The organism is Plantactinospora sp. WMMC1484 (assembly GCF_049315195.1).
GTDB lineage: Bacteria > Actinomycetota > Actinomycetes > Mycobacteriales > Micromonosporaceae > Plantactinospora.
Map to the genome: position 1 here is coordinate 7,843,482 of NZ_CP186055.1, position 17,577 is coordinate 7,861,058.

Genomic DNA, 17,577 nt, shown 5'->3' on the forward strand with positions numbered 1-17,577 from the left:
CCTTACCGCTGGCCGGTGATGAGGAACTGCATCTGAAGGTCGTGGTTCGGGGCCACCCCGAAGCGCCGGTCGAGTTCGTAGATCGACGTCAGGGGCGTGACGGTGACCTCCCGCAGACCCGCTTTCTCCAGGACCGCGACGGTCTGGTCGATGGACGTGGCGGTGGCCAGGGGCAGCACGGCTTGGACCTGGGTGTCGTAGTGGGCGCTCATGTTCTCCGGGGCGTTGTCGAGGCCGTGGGGGAACCAGGTGCTGTCGACCACCGCGACCGTGCCGCCCCGGCGCAGCAGGCGGACCCAGTTCGCCACGGCGACCTCCGGTTCCCGGAGGGTCCACATCAGGTACCGGCTGGTCACCGCGTCGAAGCTGGCAGCCGGGAAGTCCGGGTGGACGGCGTCGCCGTGCCGGATGACCGGCCCGTTCGCGATGGCGGCGGCGTGCTCGCGGGCGCGCTCCAGCATCCCGTCCGCGAGGTCGATTCCGGTGACCCGGTGACCGAGGCCGGCCAGGACGGTGGCGGCCTGACCGGTGCCGGTGCCGACGTCGAGCACGTCGAGCGGGGCCGGCGGCAGGGCCTGCTCCCAGATCGCCGACCAGGCCTGCTGGTCGGCGGCGAAACGGTCGGGGCGCTGCTGGTACTCGTCGTAGCTCGGCGCACGGCCGGCCCAGTAGGCGTTGATGCGGTCCTGCGCACTCATGCAGCAGCGCTCCTTTCCTCGGCGGCCCGCTCGACGGGCTGGAACAGCAGGTGGATGGCGCCCTCCAGGTCCAGGCGCCGGATCCCGATGCCGTAGACGGGTTCGAGGAGCGCAGGGTCCAGCACCTCGTCGGTGGTGCCGGCGGCGACGACCCCACCGTTGCCGAGCAGCACCAGGTCGTCGCAGTACCGGGCGGCGAGGTTGAGGTCGTGCAGCACGACGACGCAGCAGGTGTCCAGGGTGCGAATCAGGTGAAGGATCTCGTGCTGGTAACGGATGTCGAGGTGGTTGGTCGGCTCGTCGAGCAGCAGGTGGGTGGCCTGCTGGGCAAGGGCGCGGGCGATCAGCACCCGCTGACGCTCGCCGCCGGAAAGTTGGACGAACGCCCGCGGCCCGAGGTGGGCGGCACCGACCCGGCTCAGGCAGCGGGCCGCGATCTCGCGGTCGGCCGTACCCGTGCGCTGGAACGTCGACAGGTGCGGGCCCCGGCCCAGCAGCACCAGCTCCGCCACGGTCAGCGCTGTTTCGCCACCGCTTTCCTGGACGACGACGGCCAGCCGGCGTGCGGCTTCCCGCGACGGCAGAGCGGTCAAATCGTCACCGTCGACCACGACCTGTCCGGTACTGCTGAGCAGGGCGCCGTAGAGCAGCCGCAGCAGGGTCGTCTTGCCGCTGCCGTTCGGGCCGATCAGCCCGAGGACACGGCCCGGGTTCGCGGTCACGCTGACCCCGTCGATGACCGGGTTGGCGCCGTAGTGCCAGGTGACCCCGGTCGCCCGGATCACGGATTCGCCTTGAAACGCCGCACGATCCGCTCCAGACCGTCGATCGACAGCGGGGTCGGCGGCTCGGTGAAGTTGAACAGCTGGGTCATCACGTTGCCGGTGCGGACGGCGTTGAGGTTCTGCGCGCCGGGCAGGCCGGTCAGCCCCTGCTCGACGGCCGTGGGGTCGCCGTCGCCGTACAGCAGGATCAGCACGTCGGGGTTGCGGCCGAGCAACTCCTCGACGGTGACCTCGAAGACCCGTTCCTTGACGTCACCGAAGACGTTACGCAGGCCCGCCGCCTCCAACTGGGGATGGGCCATGCTGGCCGTGCCATAGGCGTACGTAACCCCGCCACCGACCGTCGGATACAGCACCGCCGCGGTCCGCCCGGACGACGTACCCACCTCTGCCTGGACTTTGGCCATCCGCTCCTGCAGAGCGGTCACCGCGGCGGTGGCTTCCGCGTCGCGGCCGAACACCTTGCCGTAGCTCCGCATCTGGGCATAGATGTCGTCGAAGGTCGGCACCGCCTTACTGTCAGGACACATCGCGGGCTCCTCCAACAGGGGGATGTTCACCGCGGAGAGGGTGTCGCGGGACAGGTTGTCGACCTCACCGAGCACCAGGTCCGGCTGTTGGCTGATCACCACCTCCTTGGAGATTTGCAGGTGGCCGCTGGTGTCGGTCTTGTCGGTCAGCAGTGGGATCCGGTCCAGCTCGGCGATGGTCGCGGCGTCGTAGTACTCCTTCGGGTACTGACCGGCCCGCGCGGTGACCCGGTCCATGACGCCGAGCGAGTGCAGGTACGGCACGGCCGCGCTCTTGAGCAGGACCACCCGCTGCGGCGCGGCGTCGAAGGTGACCTGCGCACCGCAGTTGGTGACGGTGAGCGGGTACCCGCCGCCCGCCGCCGTCGGTTCGTCACCACCACCGCACCCGGCGACGAGCATCAGGGTGGCGGACGCGGCGACGGCGACAGCCAGACGGATCGTCTTCATCATTCTCCTCGACGGATCGGGGGCTCAGGCGCCGGTGGCGTGCAGACGACGAATCAGGATGACCAGGAACGGCGCACCGAGCAGGGAGGTGATGATCCCGATCGGGATCTCCTGCGGGGCCAGTAGGACCCGGGCAAGCACATCGGCCCAGACCAGCAGGATGGCGCCGAGCAGCGCGGCGACAGGTACCACCCGCACGTGCGGGGCGCCGACGAGGCGTCGGGCCAGGTGCGGGACGACGAGCCCGATGAATCCGATACTGCCGGCGGCGGAGACCAGCACGCCGACGCTGAGCGAGACCGCCACGAGCAACCGCATCCGGAACCTGTCCGGCGAGACACCCAGAGTCTGCGCGGTCTCGTCACCGATGGCCAGTACGTCGAGCCGCCGTCCGGCGACGGTCAGGTAGAGGATCGTGCCACCCAGCACGACCGCGGCCACCAGAAGCAGGGCGTCCCACCGCGCCAGCCCGAGCGACCCGAGAAGCCAGAACATCACCGACCGGGCGCCCTCGGCCGACCCGGACGCGAAGATCAGGAAGCTGGTGGTGGCGTACAGGGCGTAGCCGACCGCGACCCCGGAGAGCAGCAGCCGAATCGAGGTAATCCGACCACCGCTGCGAGCGATCAGGAAGACCAGCAACGACGCCGCCAGCGCGCCGACGAAGGCGCTCGATGGCAACGCGTACTCCCCGAAGCCGGCACCGGCCCCGAACAGGATCGCCGCGGCGGCACCGCTGGAGGCCCCGGAGTTGATACCCAACAGGTACGGGTCGGCCAGCACGTTGCGCACCATGGCCTGCAACGCCACTCCGCACACCGCCAGCCCGGCGCCCACGAGCATGCCGAGCAGCACCCGGGGCAGCCGTACCTGCCAGACGATCGCCTCCTGCGGCAGGGTCCAGGACACCTCGCCGGGCACGCCCACGAGCTGATGGCCGATGATCCGGGCCACGGTCACCCGGGCGATCCCGATCGCGCCGGACCCGACCGCGACCACCCCGGTCAGGACCAGCCCGACCACCAGCGCAATCAGCCAGAGCCCGGTCCGGCGTCGCTGAGCCACGACCCCGAGCAGGTCCTGCTCACCCTTCAACAGGGCGGTGGCCATCGCCGCACCCCCAGATGCCTTCATATGGTTCTTGCCACAATATTGCAGAAGCTAACATCAAGATCAGAGGCGGTGGAAGACGACCGAGTCGGTGTTCACTCCCACCACGCCGGGACGACGCCCGTCAGAAGGAAGAGCTACACACTCCCCGCGCTGACGACGGACCGGGGTGCGCGTGGCGGTTGAGGCGCTCGTACTACGCACGGCGCGAGTTGACCCCGAGAAATATCGGCCTTCGATGCGACGGCGCGTCCGCCGACGGCGGACGCGCCGTCGCCAGCCTCAACACGTTGATGCCGTCTAGACGGCCGCCAGCGACGTAACTACCGTCTGCGGCATGGATCCTTACGTAGTCGCCGCACCCTCGGCCTGGCAGGAGAGCTGGGACCGGCAACAGGAGGCGTACCTGCCGGACCGGGAACAGCGCATCGCCGCGATGCTCGATGCCGTGGCCGCCGTCACCGGTCGACGCCCGCCACGGCTACTCGACCTCGCTGGCGGCACCGGCACCATCACCCTGCGCGCCCTGGCCCGGTTCCCCGATGCCGAGGTCACCCTCATCGACCAAGACCCCGTCCTGCTCGCCATCGCGGGTCCGTCGCTGGATGGCCGCGCGGCCATCGTCACGTCTGATCTCAACAAGCCGGACTGGGCGGCCGCGATGCCACGCGACCACTTCGACGCGGTACTCACCGCCACCGCCCTGCACTGGCTGAGCCCGAACCGGCTGACCGTCCTGTACGGCGAAATCCGCGAGCTGCTGCGCCCGGGAGGAATGTTCGTCAACGCCGACCACATGCCCGACGACGGGCTGCCAACGCTGACGAAACAGTTGTCCGCCGACGCCGAGGCCCGTCGCCAGGCCCGCTACACCGCCGGCGCGGTGCTGTCCTGGCGAGCCTGGTGGAACCACGTCGCCGCCGATCCCACCCTGGCGCCGCTGGTCGAACGCCGCGAGCGGATCTACCCCGACGGGCACGCCGCCGAGTGGACCCCTCCGGCTTCCTGGCATCTGCGTGCCCTCCGTGACGCCGGGTACACCGAAGCCGGACTCATCTGGCGCGGCGGCGCGGACGCCGCCGTCGCCGGCATCCGCTGACTTCGGCGATCGTCCTGGCCGCACCTCGCGGCTGGCGGCCGGTCGCGGGGATGCATGCAGCGGTGCCGCAGGCTGCCCGTGCGTCAGCACCTTGCGCCAGAGCCTCGTCACCCGCAGCCGCCGAGTTCCCGGCGATCGCCGGGAAGCTCGCCCACGTCGTGGCCCTCAATGCAGACCAAGTGGTCGACGTCACCGAGGATGGGATCCTCGGCGGCTGAATCCGTCTGGTGCTGCGTGTAGTGTCCCGGTCGAGTCGACCGCATCCTTCAGGGATGCCAGGGAACTCCGGTGAGATTCCGGGACTGGCGCGCAGCGGTGAGGGCGACGGCGGCACGATCTCGCCACTGGGGAGCGCTTCTCTGGGAAGGCTGTGCCGCCGGTTGACCCCGAGTCCGAAGACCTGTCGGCTCACATGCTCGTCGGTGGACTCTCGCGATCGGGGTCTCCAGACCCGAGAGGCCTCATCATGTCCCGGCGCCGGCTGCCGTTCTGGCCGCTGCTTTTCGTGCTGGCCGTCGTGTCGGTGCTCAGCGTGATCGCCTCGCTGGCCTTCGGTTCCGAGCGCGTCCCGCTCGCCGAGGTCGTCGCGGCGGTCACGGATCGTTTCGCTGGCGAGCCGGCCGGCCGCTGGGACGTCATCATCTGGGAACTGCGCCTGCCCCGCGCGCTGCTGGCGCTGGTCGTGGGCGCGGGCCTGGCGATCGCCGGTGCCGGCATGCAGACCCTGGTACGTAACTCACTGGCCGACCCCTACCTGCTGGGCATCAGCTCGGGCGCGTCGGTGGGCGCCACCGCGGCCCTCACCACCGGCGCGCTCGCGGGGCTCGGTCTCTACGCAGTCTCGATCGGAGCACTGCTGGGCGCGATGGGATCCGCGCTGCTGATCTGGCTGATCGCCACCGCGCAGGGCGGCCTGACCCCGATCCGGCTCGTGCTCTCCGGCGTCGTCCTGTCCTCCGGGTTGTCGGCGATCGCCTCGCTGCTGGTCTTTCTCAGCGACGACGAGCGCGCGGCCAACTCGGTGATGTTCTGGATGCTGGGTAGCGTCGGCGGCGCCACCTGGGAGAAGCTCTGGATACCCGCCGCGTCCGTCGTCGTCCTCGCGGCCGGCTTGCTGGCCGTGCATCGCTGGCTGGACGCGCTGGCAGCCGGGCCGGAGACGGCCGCGGCTCTCGGGATCAACGTGACCGCGCTGCGTACGGCGCTGTTCGTGACCCTGTCCGTGGTCGTCGGTGTGCTGGTGGCGGTCAGCGGAGGAGTGGGATTCGTCGGGCTCCTCGTTCCGCACGCGGCCCGGCTGGTCGTGGGCGCCCGGCACCGGGTCGTCCTGCCGGTCGCGGCGGTGGCGGGTGCGGTGTTCCTCGTCTGGGTCGACGTGCTGGCCCGGGTGGCGGTGCGTCCGCAGGAGATACCCCTGGGCGTGGTGACCGGCGTGCTCGGGGCGCCCCTGTTCCTGCTGCTCATGGGCCGAGGCGCGTACCGGTTCGGTGGTGACCGATGACCCCCGCCCTGCGCCTGCACGACGTCTCCGCCCGGCTGGGCGGCCGCACCGTGCTGCGTGGCGTCGACCTCGACGTCGCCGACGGCACACGGCTCGGCATCGTCGGGGTGAACGGCGCCGGGAAGACGACGCTGCTGCGGGTGCTGGCCGGAGTGCTGCACCCCAGCTCCGGAACCGCGCTGATCGCCGACGGCGCGGGCGGGCTGGTCGATCTGCGGCGGCTCCCGAACCGGGAGCGCGCCCGGCGGCTTGCCTATGTGCCCCAGGAAGACGTGACGACCTCCGAGCTACGGGTCGGTGAGATGGTCGCCCTCGGCCGCGTGCCGCAGACCCGTCCCTGGGCCCGCGGTGGCCGGGCCGAACACGACCTCGTGCGCGGCGCCCTCGACGCCGTCGGACTGGCCGACCGGATCGACACCGTCGCCGACCAGCTGTCCGGCGGCGAGCGGCGCCGGGCCACCCTGGCCCGCGGCCTGGCCCAGCAGTGCCCGGTGATGCTGCTCGACGAGCCGACCAACCACCTCGACGTCGCCTGGCAGCTCGACCTCCTGGAGGTCTTCGCCACACGCGCCCGGACCCTGGTGGCCACCGTGCACGACCTCGATCTCGCCCTGCGCTTCTTCGACCGACTCGCCCTTGTCGGCTGGCGCGAGGGCGCCGACCGGACGTCGGAGCCGGCGGGCATCGTCGCCGTCGGCCCGCCCGCCGAGGTGCTCGGCGCCCACCACGTCGAGACGCACTTCGGCGTCGGCTCCGTTCAGGTGCCCCATCCCAACCGCCCGCAGCACCACCTGCTCATCCACCCCCGAGAGGACCCCGCACCGGCATGACCGTCTTTCCGCCCGGCCGTACCCGTCTCACCGCTCTTGTGCTCGGCCTGTCCACCCTCACCGCGTGCGCCTCCGGCGATGCCGGATCGAGCGCGACCCCCGGCGCCATCACCGTCCAGAACTGTGGGCAGGACGTGAGTGTCGACAGGCCCGTCACCCGGCTGTACGCGTACGACGGCGGCATCATCTCGATCGTGCTGTCCGTCGGCGCACGCGACCAACTGATCGCCGTCACCGGCATGGACCAGGACCGGGACGTACTAGAGCTCGCCTATCCCGAGGCCCGGATCGATCAGCTGAAACAGGTCGGGGACGAGTACCCCACCTTGGAGAACGTCCTGGCGGTCAAGCCGGAGATGATGTTCGCCGGCTACGGGTACGGGTTCAGCGAGTCCCGCAACCTGATGCCCGAAGACCTGACGACCCACGGCATCAAGACCTACCTGCTCAGCGAGACATGCAAGCAGGACAACGGCGCTCGCGGCACGATGGACGCGTGGACGGCGCTCACCACCGACCTGCGCAACGTCGGTACGCTGACCAACCACCGCGAGACCGCGGACGCCGTCGTCGCCGACATCGAAAAGCGGCGGGCAACACTGGCGGCGGCCCCCACGAGTGGCGAGAAGCCGACGGCGTTCCTCTTCGACTCCGGGACCGACGCCGTCTTCACCTCCGGATCGTACGGCGGCCCGCAGGCCATCTTCGACGCCGCGGGGGTCACCAACGCCACCGCCGATGTGAAGGACACCTGGACCGAGGTGGGCTGGGAACGGCTCGCCGCATCGAACCCGGACGTCATCTTCTTCGTCGACTACCCGGGACAGTCTTACCAGCAGAAGATCGACACCCTGAAGGCCAACCCGGCATCCCGCAACCTCAAGGCGGTCAAGGATGGACGGTTCGTCAACCTGCCGTACGCCATGTGGGTCTCCGGCCCTCTCAACATCGACGCGGCCGAGTGGGTACGCGAAGCGGTGGAGCATTTTGGCGTGGCCCCGAAGTCATCGGTCTCGCCGACGCTCGACATCCGGCAGCTCAGCAAGCTGCCCGGCAACGACTGGCTCAAGTGACCGCCCGCAGCTTGATCGCGGCGCGGAGAATGCGCGAATCCGCACCGGCTACCGTGGTGGTCCGTCTTGAGCGGTGACGTGGGCTGCACCGTGACCGTGTGCCGGGACTGCTGCTGCGGCAGCCGGGCCAAGCATCCGCAGGTCGACCATGATGCCCAGCTCGACCGGGTCCGAGCGGCCCTGGGCCGGGACCATCAGATACGCACCAGCGACTGCCTGGACGTCTGCGCCCAGTCCAACGTCTTCGTGGTCAACCCGGCGCCGGCCGCCCGGCGGGCCGGCGCCCGCCCGGTGTGGTTCGGCCTGGTCCTCGACGACGCGGTGCTCACCGACCTGATCGAGTGGATCCGGGCAGGTGGGCCCGGAAAGGCCGACCTGCCGGCTGTCCTCGAGTTGTCGGTCATCGCCGCTCCGCGTGCGTCGGCTCCCTGAGCTGGACCGGCGTGATCGGCGGCGACGCCGCCGACCCCTGCCGGACTTTCGCTGGCGCCGCCGCTGCGGTCACCCGGTACAGCGGCCGTCGGTGCCGACGGTCACGGCCGAGGTGGAGCGCCGCCGGCTGGCCGATCATGACCGGATGTTCGCCTCGACGTCGAGGCGGTTGCGTGATGGCTACCAAGACGAGCCGCAACGTCTCCTCCGAGATCGCGTTCCTCACCCGGGGCGAGAGCACCGGGCGCAGGAGATCAAACGCAGACGGCGCTGTCGGCGGCTGCTGGGCCCGATCATCCGCCGGAGGACTTCCCTCGCGCCGACAGGTCGAACAGGTGAACCGGCGACCGATCCGTACGTAGCGACACGGGCCGGCACCGCCGTACTACACGGTTCTGCGCCCCACATTCCCGCCCAGACATCCCGGACATCCCGAGGAGCAGCAATAGTCCCTGGTCAGAGGCAACTTTTTCGGACGTTTCAACACCGGTCGCCGCAGCGTAGTGTGGGGCGCTGTGTGACCACGGACGTGACCACAAGATCACAAAAAATCGGCACCAGTCGATGACTGATGCCGATTGACCTGCACAAACACAAGGTGGAGCCGAGGGGACTCGAACCCCTGACCCCCACACTGCCAGTGTGGTGCGCTACCAGCTGCGCCACGGCCCCTTGCTCTACCGCCTGCCCGGTCTCCCGGGCACCCGCGCAATAGTACACACCCTCTCGACCCCGGTCATCCGAGGGGCCGCCCGTGCCGCGCAGGGTCAGTTGAGCAGTACGTCCGGCGGGAAGTGCGCGACCGCCGCCATGATCCCGCCCTGCCGGCGCAGCACCATCGGCCAGAGGTCGTCCGGGCGCTCCATGAACGCGTCGCCGGGGAGCGCGTCCAGGACGAACCAGGACCCCCGGGCGACCTCCTCCTCGACCTGGCCGGGGGACCAGCCCGAGTAGCCGGCGAAGACCCGGATCCCGGTGACGGCGTCGCGGAGCCGGTCCGGGTCGACCGAGAGATCGACTGTGCCGACCGCGCCGGTGACCTGGTGGATGCCCTTCACCCGCTGGGTCGGGGTACGCATCCGGGCGAGGCAGATCGCCGACTCGGGCTGCACCGGGCCGCCCTCGAAGAGTACGGCCGGGTCCCTGGCCAGGCCGCCCCAGGCGCCGAGCACCTCGGAGACCGGCACCTCGGTGGCCCGGTTGAGCACCACTCCGAGCGCACCGCCCGCCTCATGGGCCACGAGCAGCACCACGGTCCGGTCGAAGTTCGGGTCCTTGAGCGCAGGGGTCGCGACCAGCAACTGCCCGGTCATCGACTCCATCGATCGTCCCCCGATCGCCTGCCCTTCGCCGAACACGCCAGCACCCACTACTCGGCCGGCCCGAGGACCAGAGACCGCTCCCCGGGGCGCTGCCGTGTCTCGTCGTCGGTCGTCACGGCCCGGCACGTCATCGGCCTGACCGGATCGACAGGATCGATGGTGATCCTGCGCGTAGTAAACGCCATGCCACGCACCATAGCTTGCGGCACTGGCGCTGGTTAAGGTCTGTAGGGCTAGTCCACAGAGCGCTTTGCCGACAAACCGGCAAGCCGGCCGACGTTTCGGCGACCCGGCGAAGCTCTGGCGAGACGGCCGGGACAGAAACTGGAGAGGCAGGGGCATGGCAGTGCAGGCGGAACTCGCGGTCATCGGTGGATCCGGGCTCTACGCACTGCTGGAAGATGCCTCCGAGCATCGGATCGACACCCCGTACGGACCACCGTCCGACCCGGTGACGATCGCGCAGGTGGCCGGGCGTGCGGTCGCCTTCCTGCCCCGACACGGTCGGGACCACCGGTTTCCGCCGCACCTGATCCCGTACCGGGCGAATCTGTGGGCGTTGCGGTCGCTCGGCGTACGCCAGATCCTCGCCCCCTGTGCGGTCGGCGGGCTGCGCCCGGAACTCGGACCCGGGACGTTCGTGGTTCCGGACCAGCTCATCGACCGGACCAGTGGTCGGGCGCAGACCTACTACGACAGGGGCGCGGTGCACGTCTCCTTCGCCGACCCGTACTGTCCGCGTGGCCGGGGCGCGGTGCTCTCCTCCACTGCCGCGCACGGGATCGAGGCACACGACGGGGGCACGATGGTCGTCGTGGAGGGGCCGAGGTTCTCCACCCGGGCCGAGTCGCGGTGGTTCTCCGCGATCGGCGGCTCGATCATCAACATGACCGGCCATCCGGAGGCGGTGCTCGCCCGCGAGCTGGCGCTCTGCTACACCGCGGTCGCGCTCGTCACCGACCTCGACGCCGGTGTGGAGGGTGGGCACGCGGTGACCCAGGAGGAGGTCTTCCGGGTCTTCGGCGAGAACACCGCGCGACTGCGCGAGGTGCTGCTCGACGCGGTCGGCCGGCTCTCCGCCGACCGGGACTGCCCGTGCCCGCACAGCCTCGACGGCATCAAGCTGCCGATCGACCTGCCCTGAACGCGCGGCGGTCGGCCGGGGGCCGCGCGGTCAGGTCTCGCCGCCGATGTCCGGTTGGTACGCCTCGTAGACCAGATCCGCGCCGCGCTGCCGGTGCCGGAACAGTTCCCTGAGCAGGTCGGTGGCCGAGATCGTCTCTTCCAGGACACGGATCACGTGCGCCAGGACGGCCGCTGACAGCCGGCGGTCGACAACCCGGCGACCCCGGCAGGCTCGCCCGCGACGTGCGGCACGCCAGCTTCCCGCTGCCGCGGGGCGGGTCGACGGCAGGCCGGAAAGCGGCTGCGCCCCGGTCCGAGTGGACCGGGGCGCAGCCGTCGGTGTCGTGGAGGTGCCGGGAATCGAACCCGGGTCCTTCGCCGCCTTGCCAGGGCTTCTCCGAGCGCAGCTCGCTGTGCCTCTACTCGGCCCCTCCGATCACGCGAGCGAGTCGGTGTGACGGGCCCAGTCGCTGATTAATCTCGCCGCACGGACCCCGCGACCGGGTCCGGTTGGCCAGCCTCCTAGCTGATGCCGGCTAGCTGGGTCGAAGGCACTCCCAGGCCGACAGACTTGCTACCCGCCTCAGGCGGCGAGAGCGAAGTCAGCGCGATTCTGCTTGGCGCTTATTGGTTTCCGACGAACGATTCTCGAGACGACGTCGGCTTCCTCGGCTCGCTTCCCCTGCCGCAACGTACGAAGTCGAAACCAGTCACCCCCTGGGATGCTCCCTGGCCCGGAGCCCGGACCGTGGAAGTCTTCGGCCACCGCCTCTCGGTGGCCACCCCAAGCCTAACGCCTCAGCCCGCCGAGTTCATTCCGGATACCTCCCGCCACACCGGCTGTGGACGACGACTCTGCCGGCACCGCGCTGACCGGGTGGTAGCCCGGATCCGCTCGTCACCGCCGCAACTCTCGTCACACCGGTCACGACATCCCCTTGCCGCGCCGGCCGGCGACCCGGGCGATCTCCCGGTCCGCGTCCCGCTTGGCCAGGTCCTGCCGTTTGTCGTACGACTTCTTGCCCTTGGCCAGGCCGATCTCGACCTTGGCCCAGCCGTCCGAGAAGTAGACCGAGAGCGGCACCAGGGTCAGCCCGCTCTCCTTCAGCTTGCCGATCAGCCGGCTGATCTCCTGGCGGTTCAGCAGCAGCTTGCGGGTGCGCCGGGGCTCGTGGTTGGTCCAGGTCCCCTGGGCGTACTCGGGGATGTGCATGCCGTGCAGGTAGATCTCGCCGTCCCGCTCCTGGGCGAAGGCATCGACCAGGGAGGCCCGGCCGGCGCGCAGGGACTTGACCTCGGTGCCGGTCAGCGCCATGCCGGCCTCGTAGGTGTCGAGGATGGCGTAGTCGTGCCGCGCCTTGCGGTTGGAGGCGACGACCTTCCGCCCCTTCTCCCGTGGCATCGACGCCACACCCCTTTCCTCGTACTGCCACACGTGCCGTGGACAACCGCGCAATGCTACCTCGCGGCACAGGGCCCCCGGCTCGCGCTTTCGCGCCTGCCAGGGGCCCTGCGGTGGATCGGGGAGACGGGGAGGGGAGAGCTAGACCCTCAGGTAGAACCGGAGCGTCACCCAGGCGGTGATCGCACTGACCAGACCGCCGACCCCGGCCATGAACGGGAACATCAGCAGTACCGTGCTCCACTCGATCGGGGTGAGCAGGTCGGTGAGGTCCCGCAGCGACCCGTCGAGCAGGAAGATCTTGCCGAGGATCAGCGCACCGAACCCGATGATCGCGCCGAGCAGCCCGGCCACCACCGCCTCCAGCACGAACGGCGCCTGGATGAACCAGTTTGAGGCGCCGACCAGCTTCATCACCGCAACCTCGCGGCGCTTGCTGTAGGCGGCGACCTGAATCGTGTTCGCGACCAGCAGCAGCGCGGCGATCGCCATCACCGAGGCCGACACCAGTGCCATGTTCTGGATGGCGCCGAGGATGTTGAAGATCTGCTCCAGCAGGCGGCGCTGGTCGATGATGTCGTCGATCCCCTCGCGATCCTTGTAGGTGTCGAGGATCTGCTGGTACTGCTCCGGGTTGACGAGGTTGATCCGGAACGACTCGGGGAGCTTGTCCGCCTGAACCGCGTTGACGAGGTCTGGCGAGTCGGCGAAGAGCTTCTTGAACCGCTCGTACGCCTCCTGCTTGGACTCGTACTTGACCTCCCGGACGAGTGGGTCGCCCTCCAGCTCGGTCTGCAACTGGGTGCGCTGCTCCTCGGTCACGCCCGCGACGAGGAAGATCGACACCTCGATGTCCTTGTAGTACGCGTCTTTCATGGCGTCGACCTGGAGATACATCAGGCCGCTCGCGCCGAGCATGGTCAGTGAGACCGCCATCGTGATGATCATCGCGATGGTCATGGTCACGTTGCGCCACAGCCCGACCAACACCTCGGACAGGACGTATTTCAAGCGCATCGGGGGGTTCCTTCCGGATCTCCGCAGGGGTCGTTCGTGTTCGTCGGTTCAGGGCCGGGGCCGGTCGGACCGGGGGCTGTCCGCCTCGGCCGGCGGGACGGGTCAGCCGTAGACGCCCCGGGCCTGGTCACGCACGATGCGACCACTTTCGATCTCGATGACGCGACGGCGCATCTGGTTGACGATGTTGGAGTCGTGGGTGACCATCACGACCGTGGTGCCGGTGCGGTTGATCCGGTCCAGCAGGCGCATGATCTCGATCGACGTGTCCGGGTCGAGGTTTCCGGTGGGCTCGTCGGCCAGCAGGATCAACGGCCGGTTGACGAAGGCCCGGGCGACCGCGACGCGCTGCTGCTCACCGCCGGAGAGCTCGTGCGGGTAGCGGTGCTCCTTGCCGCCGAGCCCGACCAGCTCCAGCACCTCGGGCACGACCCGGCGGGCGACCGCCTTGGTCTTGCCGATCACCTCGAGGGCGAACGCCACGTTCTCGTACGCGGTGCGGTTGGGCAGCAGCCGGAAGTCCTGGAAGACGCAGCCGATCGACCGCCGGAAGTGCGGGATCTTCCAGGAGCGCATCGAGGTCACGTCCTTGTTGTTGACCATGACGCGGCCCTTGTTGGGCGTCACCTCGTGCAGCAGCAGCTTGATGATCGTCGACTTGCCGGAACCGGAGGGACCGATGAAGAAGACGAACTCACCCTTCTCGATCCCGACCGAGACGCTGTCGAGCGATGGCCGGGACGCCTTCGGGTACGTCTTCGTCACTTGCTCAAGCTGAATCACGGGTGGTGAGTCTACGCGTCGTAACGGAAACGCCAAGTCCGGTGCCCGGCCTGTCCGCCCGGCTTTTCCCTCGACGCTGCGTTGCGTCCCGCATCCCTCACGCCCCGCACATGAAAACGATCATCGCCGTCGACGCACCGCAGCGCCGTGGACGCGAGCCGTGTTCACGCCGCCTCGCCGGCAAGCTGCCGTTGCTTGCGCCAGCGGATGCCGGCCTCGATAAATCCGTCCAAATCACCGTCGAACACCGAGGAAGGGTTGCCGGTCTCCTGCTCGGTACGCAGATCCTTCACCATCTGATACGGGTGCAGGACGTACGAGCGCATCTGGTCGCCCCACGAGCCGGCGGCGTCGGCCTTCAGCCCCTCCAGTTTGGCCTGCTCCTCCTGCCGCTTGCGCTCCAGCAGCCGGGCCTGGAGCACCCGCAGCGCGGAGGCCTTGTTCTGGAGTTGGGACTTCTCGTTCTGGCAGGTGACCACGATCCCGGTCGGGACGTGCGTGATCCGCACCGCCGAGTCGGTGGTGTTCACGCTCTGTCCACCCGGCCCCGACGATCGGTAGACGTCGACCCGGAGCTCGTTCTCCGGGATGTCGATGTGGTCGGTCTGCTCGGTCACCGGCAGCACCTCGACCCCGGCGAAGCTGGTCTGCCGGCGCCCCTGGTTGTCGAAGGGGCTGATCCGGACCAACCGGTGCGTACCGGCCTCGACACTGAGCGTGCCGTAGGCGTACGGGACCTTGACGGCGAAGGTGGCCGACTTCAGGCCCGCCTCCTCGGCGTACGACGTCTCGTAGACCTCGGTCGGGTAGCCGTGCCGCTCGGCCCAGCGCAGGTACATCCGGAGCAGCATCTCCGCGAAGTCGGCCGCGTCCACCCCGCCGGCACCGGCCCGGATCGCCACCAGCGCCTCCCGGGAGTCGTACTCCCCGGAGAGCAGGGTGCGCACCTCCATCTCCTGGATGGCCTTGCCGAGCCCGCCGATCTCCGCCTCGACCTCGCCGAGCACGCCCGCGTCGCTCTCCGCCTCGGCGAGTTCCAGCAGCACCCGGGCGTCGTCGAGCCGACCGCGCAGGCTCTCCAGCTTGGCGATCTCTCCGTTGACGTAGGAGAGCTTGGAGGTCACCTCCTGCGCGCGGGCCTGGTCGTCCCACAGGTCTGGCGCGGAGGCCGCCTCCTCCAGCTCAGCCTTGGTCTGACGCAGTCGATCAACATCGAGGACGGCCTCGATGTTGCGGAGCGTAGCGTCAAGATCCTTGAGTTGGTCGGCGTATTCGGCAGCGGTCACGACAGTCAAGAGTACTGGTCGTCCGCGGCACCGGGTCGGCGCCGGGGACGGTGCGTCCCGGCGCGTCTGTCGGGCGTGACCCGCGCCGGGTCAGCGCGTCCGCCGGGCGTCGCTCGGACCGGGTCAGCCGCGCCCGGCCAGCCGCGCGGCACCGGATCGGGCCGGGCCAATCGGGTCGATCGGGTCGGGTGGGTCGGGTCCGCTGTCCCGCCGGGTCAGACGGGCGCGCTCTTCAGCCAGGAGAGAGCCGCCCTGTGGTACGCGACCGCGAACTCCAGGGCGGCGGCACCGTACGAGTCGCCGGCCTTCTTGGCATCCCGGGCCTGCTCCCGGGCTGCCGCCAGCGCCTCGGCGTGGTACTCGTTGGCACTGCTCACGAGGTTGCGCAACTGGTTGGCCGAGTGCTGCGGCCCGAAGGCCACCCGGAGGGCCGTCGGGTTACGCACCGTGTCCCGCCCCGGGGTCTCGGTGAGCCAGCGGGAGAAGGTGCGCTTCCCGGCCGCCGTGATCGCGTAAGGCTGGCTGGACCGGGGGCCGGGCTTGCCAAGCCGGACCAGTCCCTGCTCGGCCAGGGCCGGCAACTCCCGGTAGACCTGGCTGCGGGTCATTGACCAGTACGGCGCCAGGCGGCGCTCGGCGGCAGCCATCAACTGGCCGCCTGTCATGGGTCCTTCATGGAGCAGCCCGAGCAGGGCTGCGGCAGTGGGATTGATAGCAACATCCGCCATAGCCTCCACGCTGCCACTTTGCCGGCGCCGCGTCCAGGATTTGGCACTATCCGCTGGTGAGCGTCTCCATTGTGCACTGTTTTACCGCGACAGTCGGATGAGGACGATCGATGGATTGGGCACGACGGAGGCACGCGCAGGCACGGCGGAGCCGACCGCCCCGGGCGGGACACCTCGCTCCGCCGAGCGGCATTGCCAATTGCGGAGGTTAGTCGACTTTCAGCAGTTATGTGGCTTTTTGCCGTAGCTGCCCGATGGTCGGCCCGGACCCGCTCCCGGGATGGCGGCGGACGGGCGCCGGCCCGGCGGCCAGGGGCTGGCCCGCGACGGCGCCGGTCGGCGCAGGGCCTGCGCGTGGTGGAGTTGCTGGTACGACGGCGGTGGCGGTCGCACGGCTATCCACCGGTACGGCGGCGGCGACGTCGCCCTCGGGGCGGTTCGCGGCGGCCCGGCGGGCGGCTCCGTCGCCGCATGATCCACCGGGGCCGTCCCGGTCACCGCAGCGGCCGCCCGCGGCCACCAGGTGATCTGGTCCGCGCCGGGCCGAGGGAGGGCGGTCAGTCCGTCCAGGGCCGGTTCCATGCCACGCAGCCGGGCGGCGGCCACCTCCGCACCGGGCCGGCCCGCCGGATCCGCCGCCAGGCAGTCCTCGAGGAACTTCCAGACCACCGGCGGCATCCCGGGCGGCGGCACCGGCCGGCAGCTGCGGTGCCGGTCGAGCACCTCGGCCGGCGATCCACCCCGGTACGGGCTGCGCCCACAGACCAGTTCGAACAGTACGATGCCGAGCGCGTACACGTCGCTGGCCGGGCCGGGCGATGCGCCGGCGACCACCTCCGGCGCGACATACTCCGGAGTCGCCTGGGTGTCCGGCCAGGCGGGTCCGGTACCCACCCGTCGGGCAGCACCGAAGTCGACCAGCCGGACCGGCCCGCCGTCCGCCGGCACGATCAGGTTGCCCGGCTTCACGTCGCCGTGCACGATCTCCCGCCGGTGCAGATAGGCCAGCCCGGCGGCGAGTTGGGACGCCACCTCGGCCGCGATCCCCGGCGGCACCGGGCCGGTCCGGTGCAGCCGACGGCGGAGATCCTCCCCCTCGACCAGTTCCATCACCAGCGCCCGCTCCCGCCCGTGCCCGAGCACGTCGCGGGGGCGCACCAGGCAGGGGTGGTCGAGACGGGCGACGATCTCCGTTTCGACGGCGAACGCGGCCACCAGGTCCGACCGGGCGGCGGCCTGTGGACGCAGCATCTTGACCGCCACCGACCCACCGCCACGCAGGTCGAGCGCCCGCCAGACCGTCCCGGTCGCGCCGTACGCGATTTCCCGCAGCAGGCGGTAGCGGCCGCCCAGCACACAGTTGATCATGCCGTCCCTCCCCTGGCCCGGTCGCCGCCCGCCCCACC

At 70.1% G+C, this 17,577-nt stretch carries 18 protein-coding genes, 1 tRNA gene, 1 other RNA gene and 1 riboswitch; of the genes, 6 read left to right on the plus strand and 14 right to left on the minus strand.

Translation table 11 applies throughout. From position 1 onward, the window contains the following. Positions 1–2: 2 nt before the first annotated feature. From ACN28C_RS33570 to ACN28C_RS33585, 4 genes are read right to left on the minus strand one after another with little or no spacing between them, the layout of a single operon-like run. Positions 3–698 (minus strand): class I SAM-dependent methyltransferase, encoded by a 696-nt coding sequence (locus ACN28C_RS33570; RefSeq protein ID WP_422771486.1) that lies wholly within the window; start codon positions 696–698, stop codon positions 3–5. Further along, on the minus strand, positions 695–1,483 hold the full coding sequence (locus ACN28C_RS33575; RefSeq protein WP_422771487.1) for an ABC transporter ATP-binding protein: 789 nt from the start codon (positions 1,481–1,483) through the stop codon (positions 695–697). Before ACN28C_RS33575 ends, ACN28C_RS33570 begins: the two co-directional genes overlap by 4 nt. Beyond that, positions 1,480–2,463, minus strand: coding sequence for an ABC transporter substrate-binding protein (locus ACN28C_RS33580; protein ID WP_422771488.1), 984 nt, complete (start codon positions 2,461–2,463; stop codon positions 1,480–1,482). The genes ACN28C_RS33575 and ACN28C_RS33580 overlap by 4 nt, the downstream gene beginning before the upstream one ends. A gap of 24 nt (positions 2,464–2,487) precedes the next feature. After that, complete coding sequence (locus tag ACN28C_RS33585; RefSeq protein WP_422771489.1) at positions 2,488–3,573, minus strand: FecCD family ABC transporter permease; 1,086 nt, start codon at positions 3,571–3,573, stop codon at positions 2,488–2,490. Positions 3,574–3,910: 337 nt separating this feature from the next. On the opposite strand from ACN28C_RS33585, the gene ACN28C_RS33590 reads away from it, so the two are divergent. The 5 genes from ACN28C_RS33590 to ACN28C_RS33610 all read left to right on the plus strand — a co-directional run bounded on the left by ACN28C_RS33590 (position 3,911) and on the right by ACN28C_RS33610 (position 8,508). Next, positions 3,911–4,672 carry a class I SAM-dependent methyltransferase gene (locus tag ACN28C_RS33590; protein ID WP_422771490.1) on the plus strand — a complete coding sequence of 254 codons (762 nt, stop codon included), beginning with the start codon at positions 3,911–3,913 and terminating at the stop codon, positions 4,670–4,672. A 237-nt stretch (positions 4,673–4,909) separates the two neighbouring features. Beyond that, positions 4,910–5,094, plus strand: a riboswitch (cobalamin riboswitch). A gap of 44 nt (positions 5,095–5,138) precedes the next feature. Beyond that, positions 5,139–6,173 (plus strand): FecCD family ABC transporter permease, encoded by a 1,035-nt coding sequence (locus ACN28C_RS33595; RefSeq protein WP_422771491.1) that lies wholly within the window; start codon positions 5,139–5,141, stop codon positions 6,171–6,173. Next, positions 6,170–7,003 carry an ABC transporter ATP-binding protein gene (locus ACN28C_RS33600; protein WP_422771492.1) on the plus strand — a complete coding sequence of 278 codons (834 nt, stop codon included), beginning with the start codon at positions 6,170–6,172 and terminating at the stop codon, positions 7,001–7,003. Before ACN28C_RS33595 ends, ACN28C_RS33600 begins: the two co-directional genes overlap by 4 nt. Further along, positions 7,000–8,076, plus strand: a complete 1,077-nt coding sequence (locus ACN28C_RS33605; protein ID WP_422771493.1) for an ABC transporter substrate-binding protein — start codon at positions 7,000–7,002, stop codon at positions 8,074–8,076. The genes ACN28C_RS33600 and ACN28C_RS33605 overlap by 4 nt, the downstream gene beginning before the upstream one ends. 90 nt (positions 8,077–8,166) lie before the next feature. After that, the gene (locus ACN28C_RS33610; protein ID WP_422774901.1) at positions 8,167–8,508 is read left to right on the plus strand and encodes a hypothetical protein; all 342 of its coding nucleotides are present in this window, start codon (positions 8,167–8,169) and stop codon (positions 8,506–8,508) included. A gap of 599 nt (positions 8,509–9,107) precedes the next feature. Here ACN28C_RS33610 and ACN28C_RS33615 read toward each other — a convergent pair. Both ACN28C_RS33615 and ACN28C_RS33620 read right to left on the minus strand, forming a co-directional pair. Continuing rightward, a tRNA-Ala gene (locus ACN28C_RS33615) sits at positions 9,108–9,180 on the minus strand. A gap of 95 nt (positions 9,181–9,275) precedes the next feature. Then, complete coding sequence (locus ACN28C_RS33620; protein WP_107258059.1) at positions 9,276–9,830, minus strand: YqgE/AlgH family protein; 555 nt, start codon at positions 9,828–9,830, stop codon at positions 9,276–9,278. 340 nt (positions 9,831–10,170) lie between these two features. Here ACN28C_RS33620 and ACN28C_RS33625 point away from each other — a divergent pair, with 340 nt between their 5' ends. Further along, entirely contained in the window at positions 10,171–10,974 is an 804-nt protein-coding gene (locus tag ACN28C_RS33625; protein ID WP_422771494.1) for an S-methyl-5'-thioadenosine phosphorylase, read from the plus strand. A 30-nt stretch (positions 10,975–11,004) separates the two neighbouring features. Here the strand turns inward: ACN28C_RS33625 and ACN28C_RS33630 are convergent, their stop codons facing one another. From ACN28C_RS33630 to ACN28C_RS33665, 8 genes are all read right to left on the minus strand, one after another. After that, positions 11,005–11,130 (minus strand): hypothetical protein, encoded by a 126-nt coding sequence (locus ACN28C_RS33630; RefSeq protein ID WP_422771495.1) that lies wholly within the window; start codon positions 11,128–11,130, stop codon positions 11,005–11,007. A gap of 167 nt (positions 11,131–11,297) precedes the next feature. Continuing rightward, positions 11,298–11,673: a transfer-messenger RNA gene (gene ssrA, locus ACN28C_RS33635) on the minus strand. Positions 11,674–11,880: 207 nt separating this feature from the next. Further along, a complete protein-coding gene (gene smpB / locus ACN28C_RS33640) occupies positions 11,881–12,357 on the minus strand; it encodes an SsrA-binding protein SmpB (RefSeq protein ID WP_422774902.1) in 477 nt (158 codons plus the stop codon). Positions 12,358–12,498: 141 nt separating this feature from the next. Continuing rightward, positions 12,499–13,374 carry a permease-like cell division protein FtsX gene (ftsX, locus tag ACN28C_RS33645; RefSeq protein WP_422771496.1) on the minus strand — a complete coding sequence of 292 codons (876 nt, stop codon included), beginning with the start codon at positions 13,372–13,374 and terminating at the stop codon, positions 12,499–12,501. Between the two features lie 102 nt (positions 13,375–13,476). Further along, entirely contained in the window at positions 13,477–14,157 is a 681-nt protein-coding gene (gene ftsE / locus ACN28C_RS33650; RefSeq protein ID WP_421490846.1) for a cell division ATP-binding protein FtsE, read from the minus strand. Between the two features lie 164 nt (positions 14,158–14,321). Next, positions 14,322–15,443, minus strand: coding sequence for a peptide chain release factor 2 (gene prfB, locus ACN28C_RS33655; RefSeq protein ID WP_422771497.1), 1,122 nt, complete (start codon positions 15,441–15,443; stop codon positions 14,322–14,324). 215 nt (positions 15,444–15,658) lie between these two features. After that, positions 15,659–16,171 (minus strand): helix-turn-helix transcriptional regulator, encoded by a 513-nt coding sequence (locus tag ACN28C_RS33660; RefSeq protein ID WP_421490844.1) that lies wholly within the window; start codon positions 16,169–16,171, stop codon positions 15,659–15,661. 219 nt (positions 16,172–16,390) lie between these two features. After that, positions 16,391–17,539 carry a protein kinase domain-containing protein gene (locus tag ACN28C_RS33665; protein ID WP_422771498.1) on the minus strand — a complete coding sequence of 383 codons (1,149 nt, stop codon included), beginning with the start codon at positions 17,537–17,539 and terminating at the stop codon, positions 16,391–16,393. Positions 17,540–17,577 lie beyond the last annotated feature (38 nt).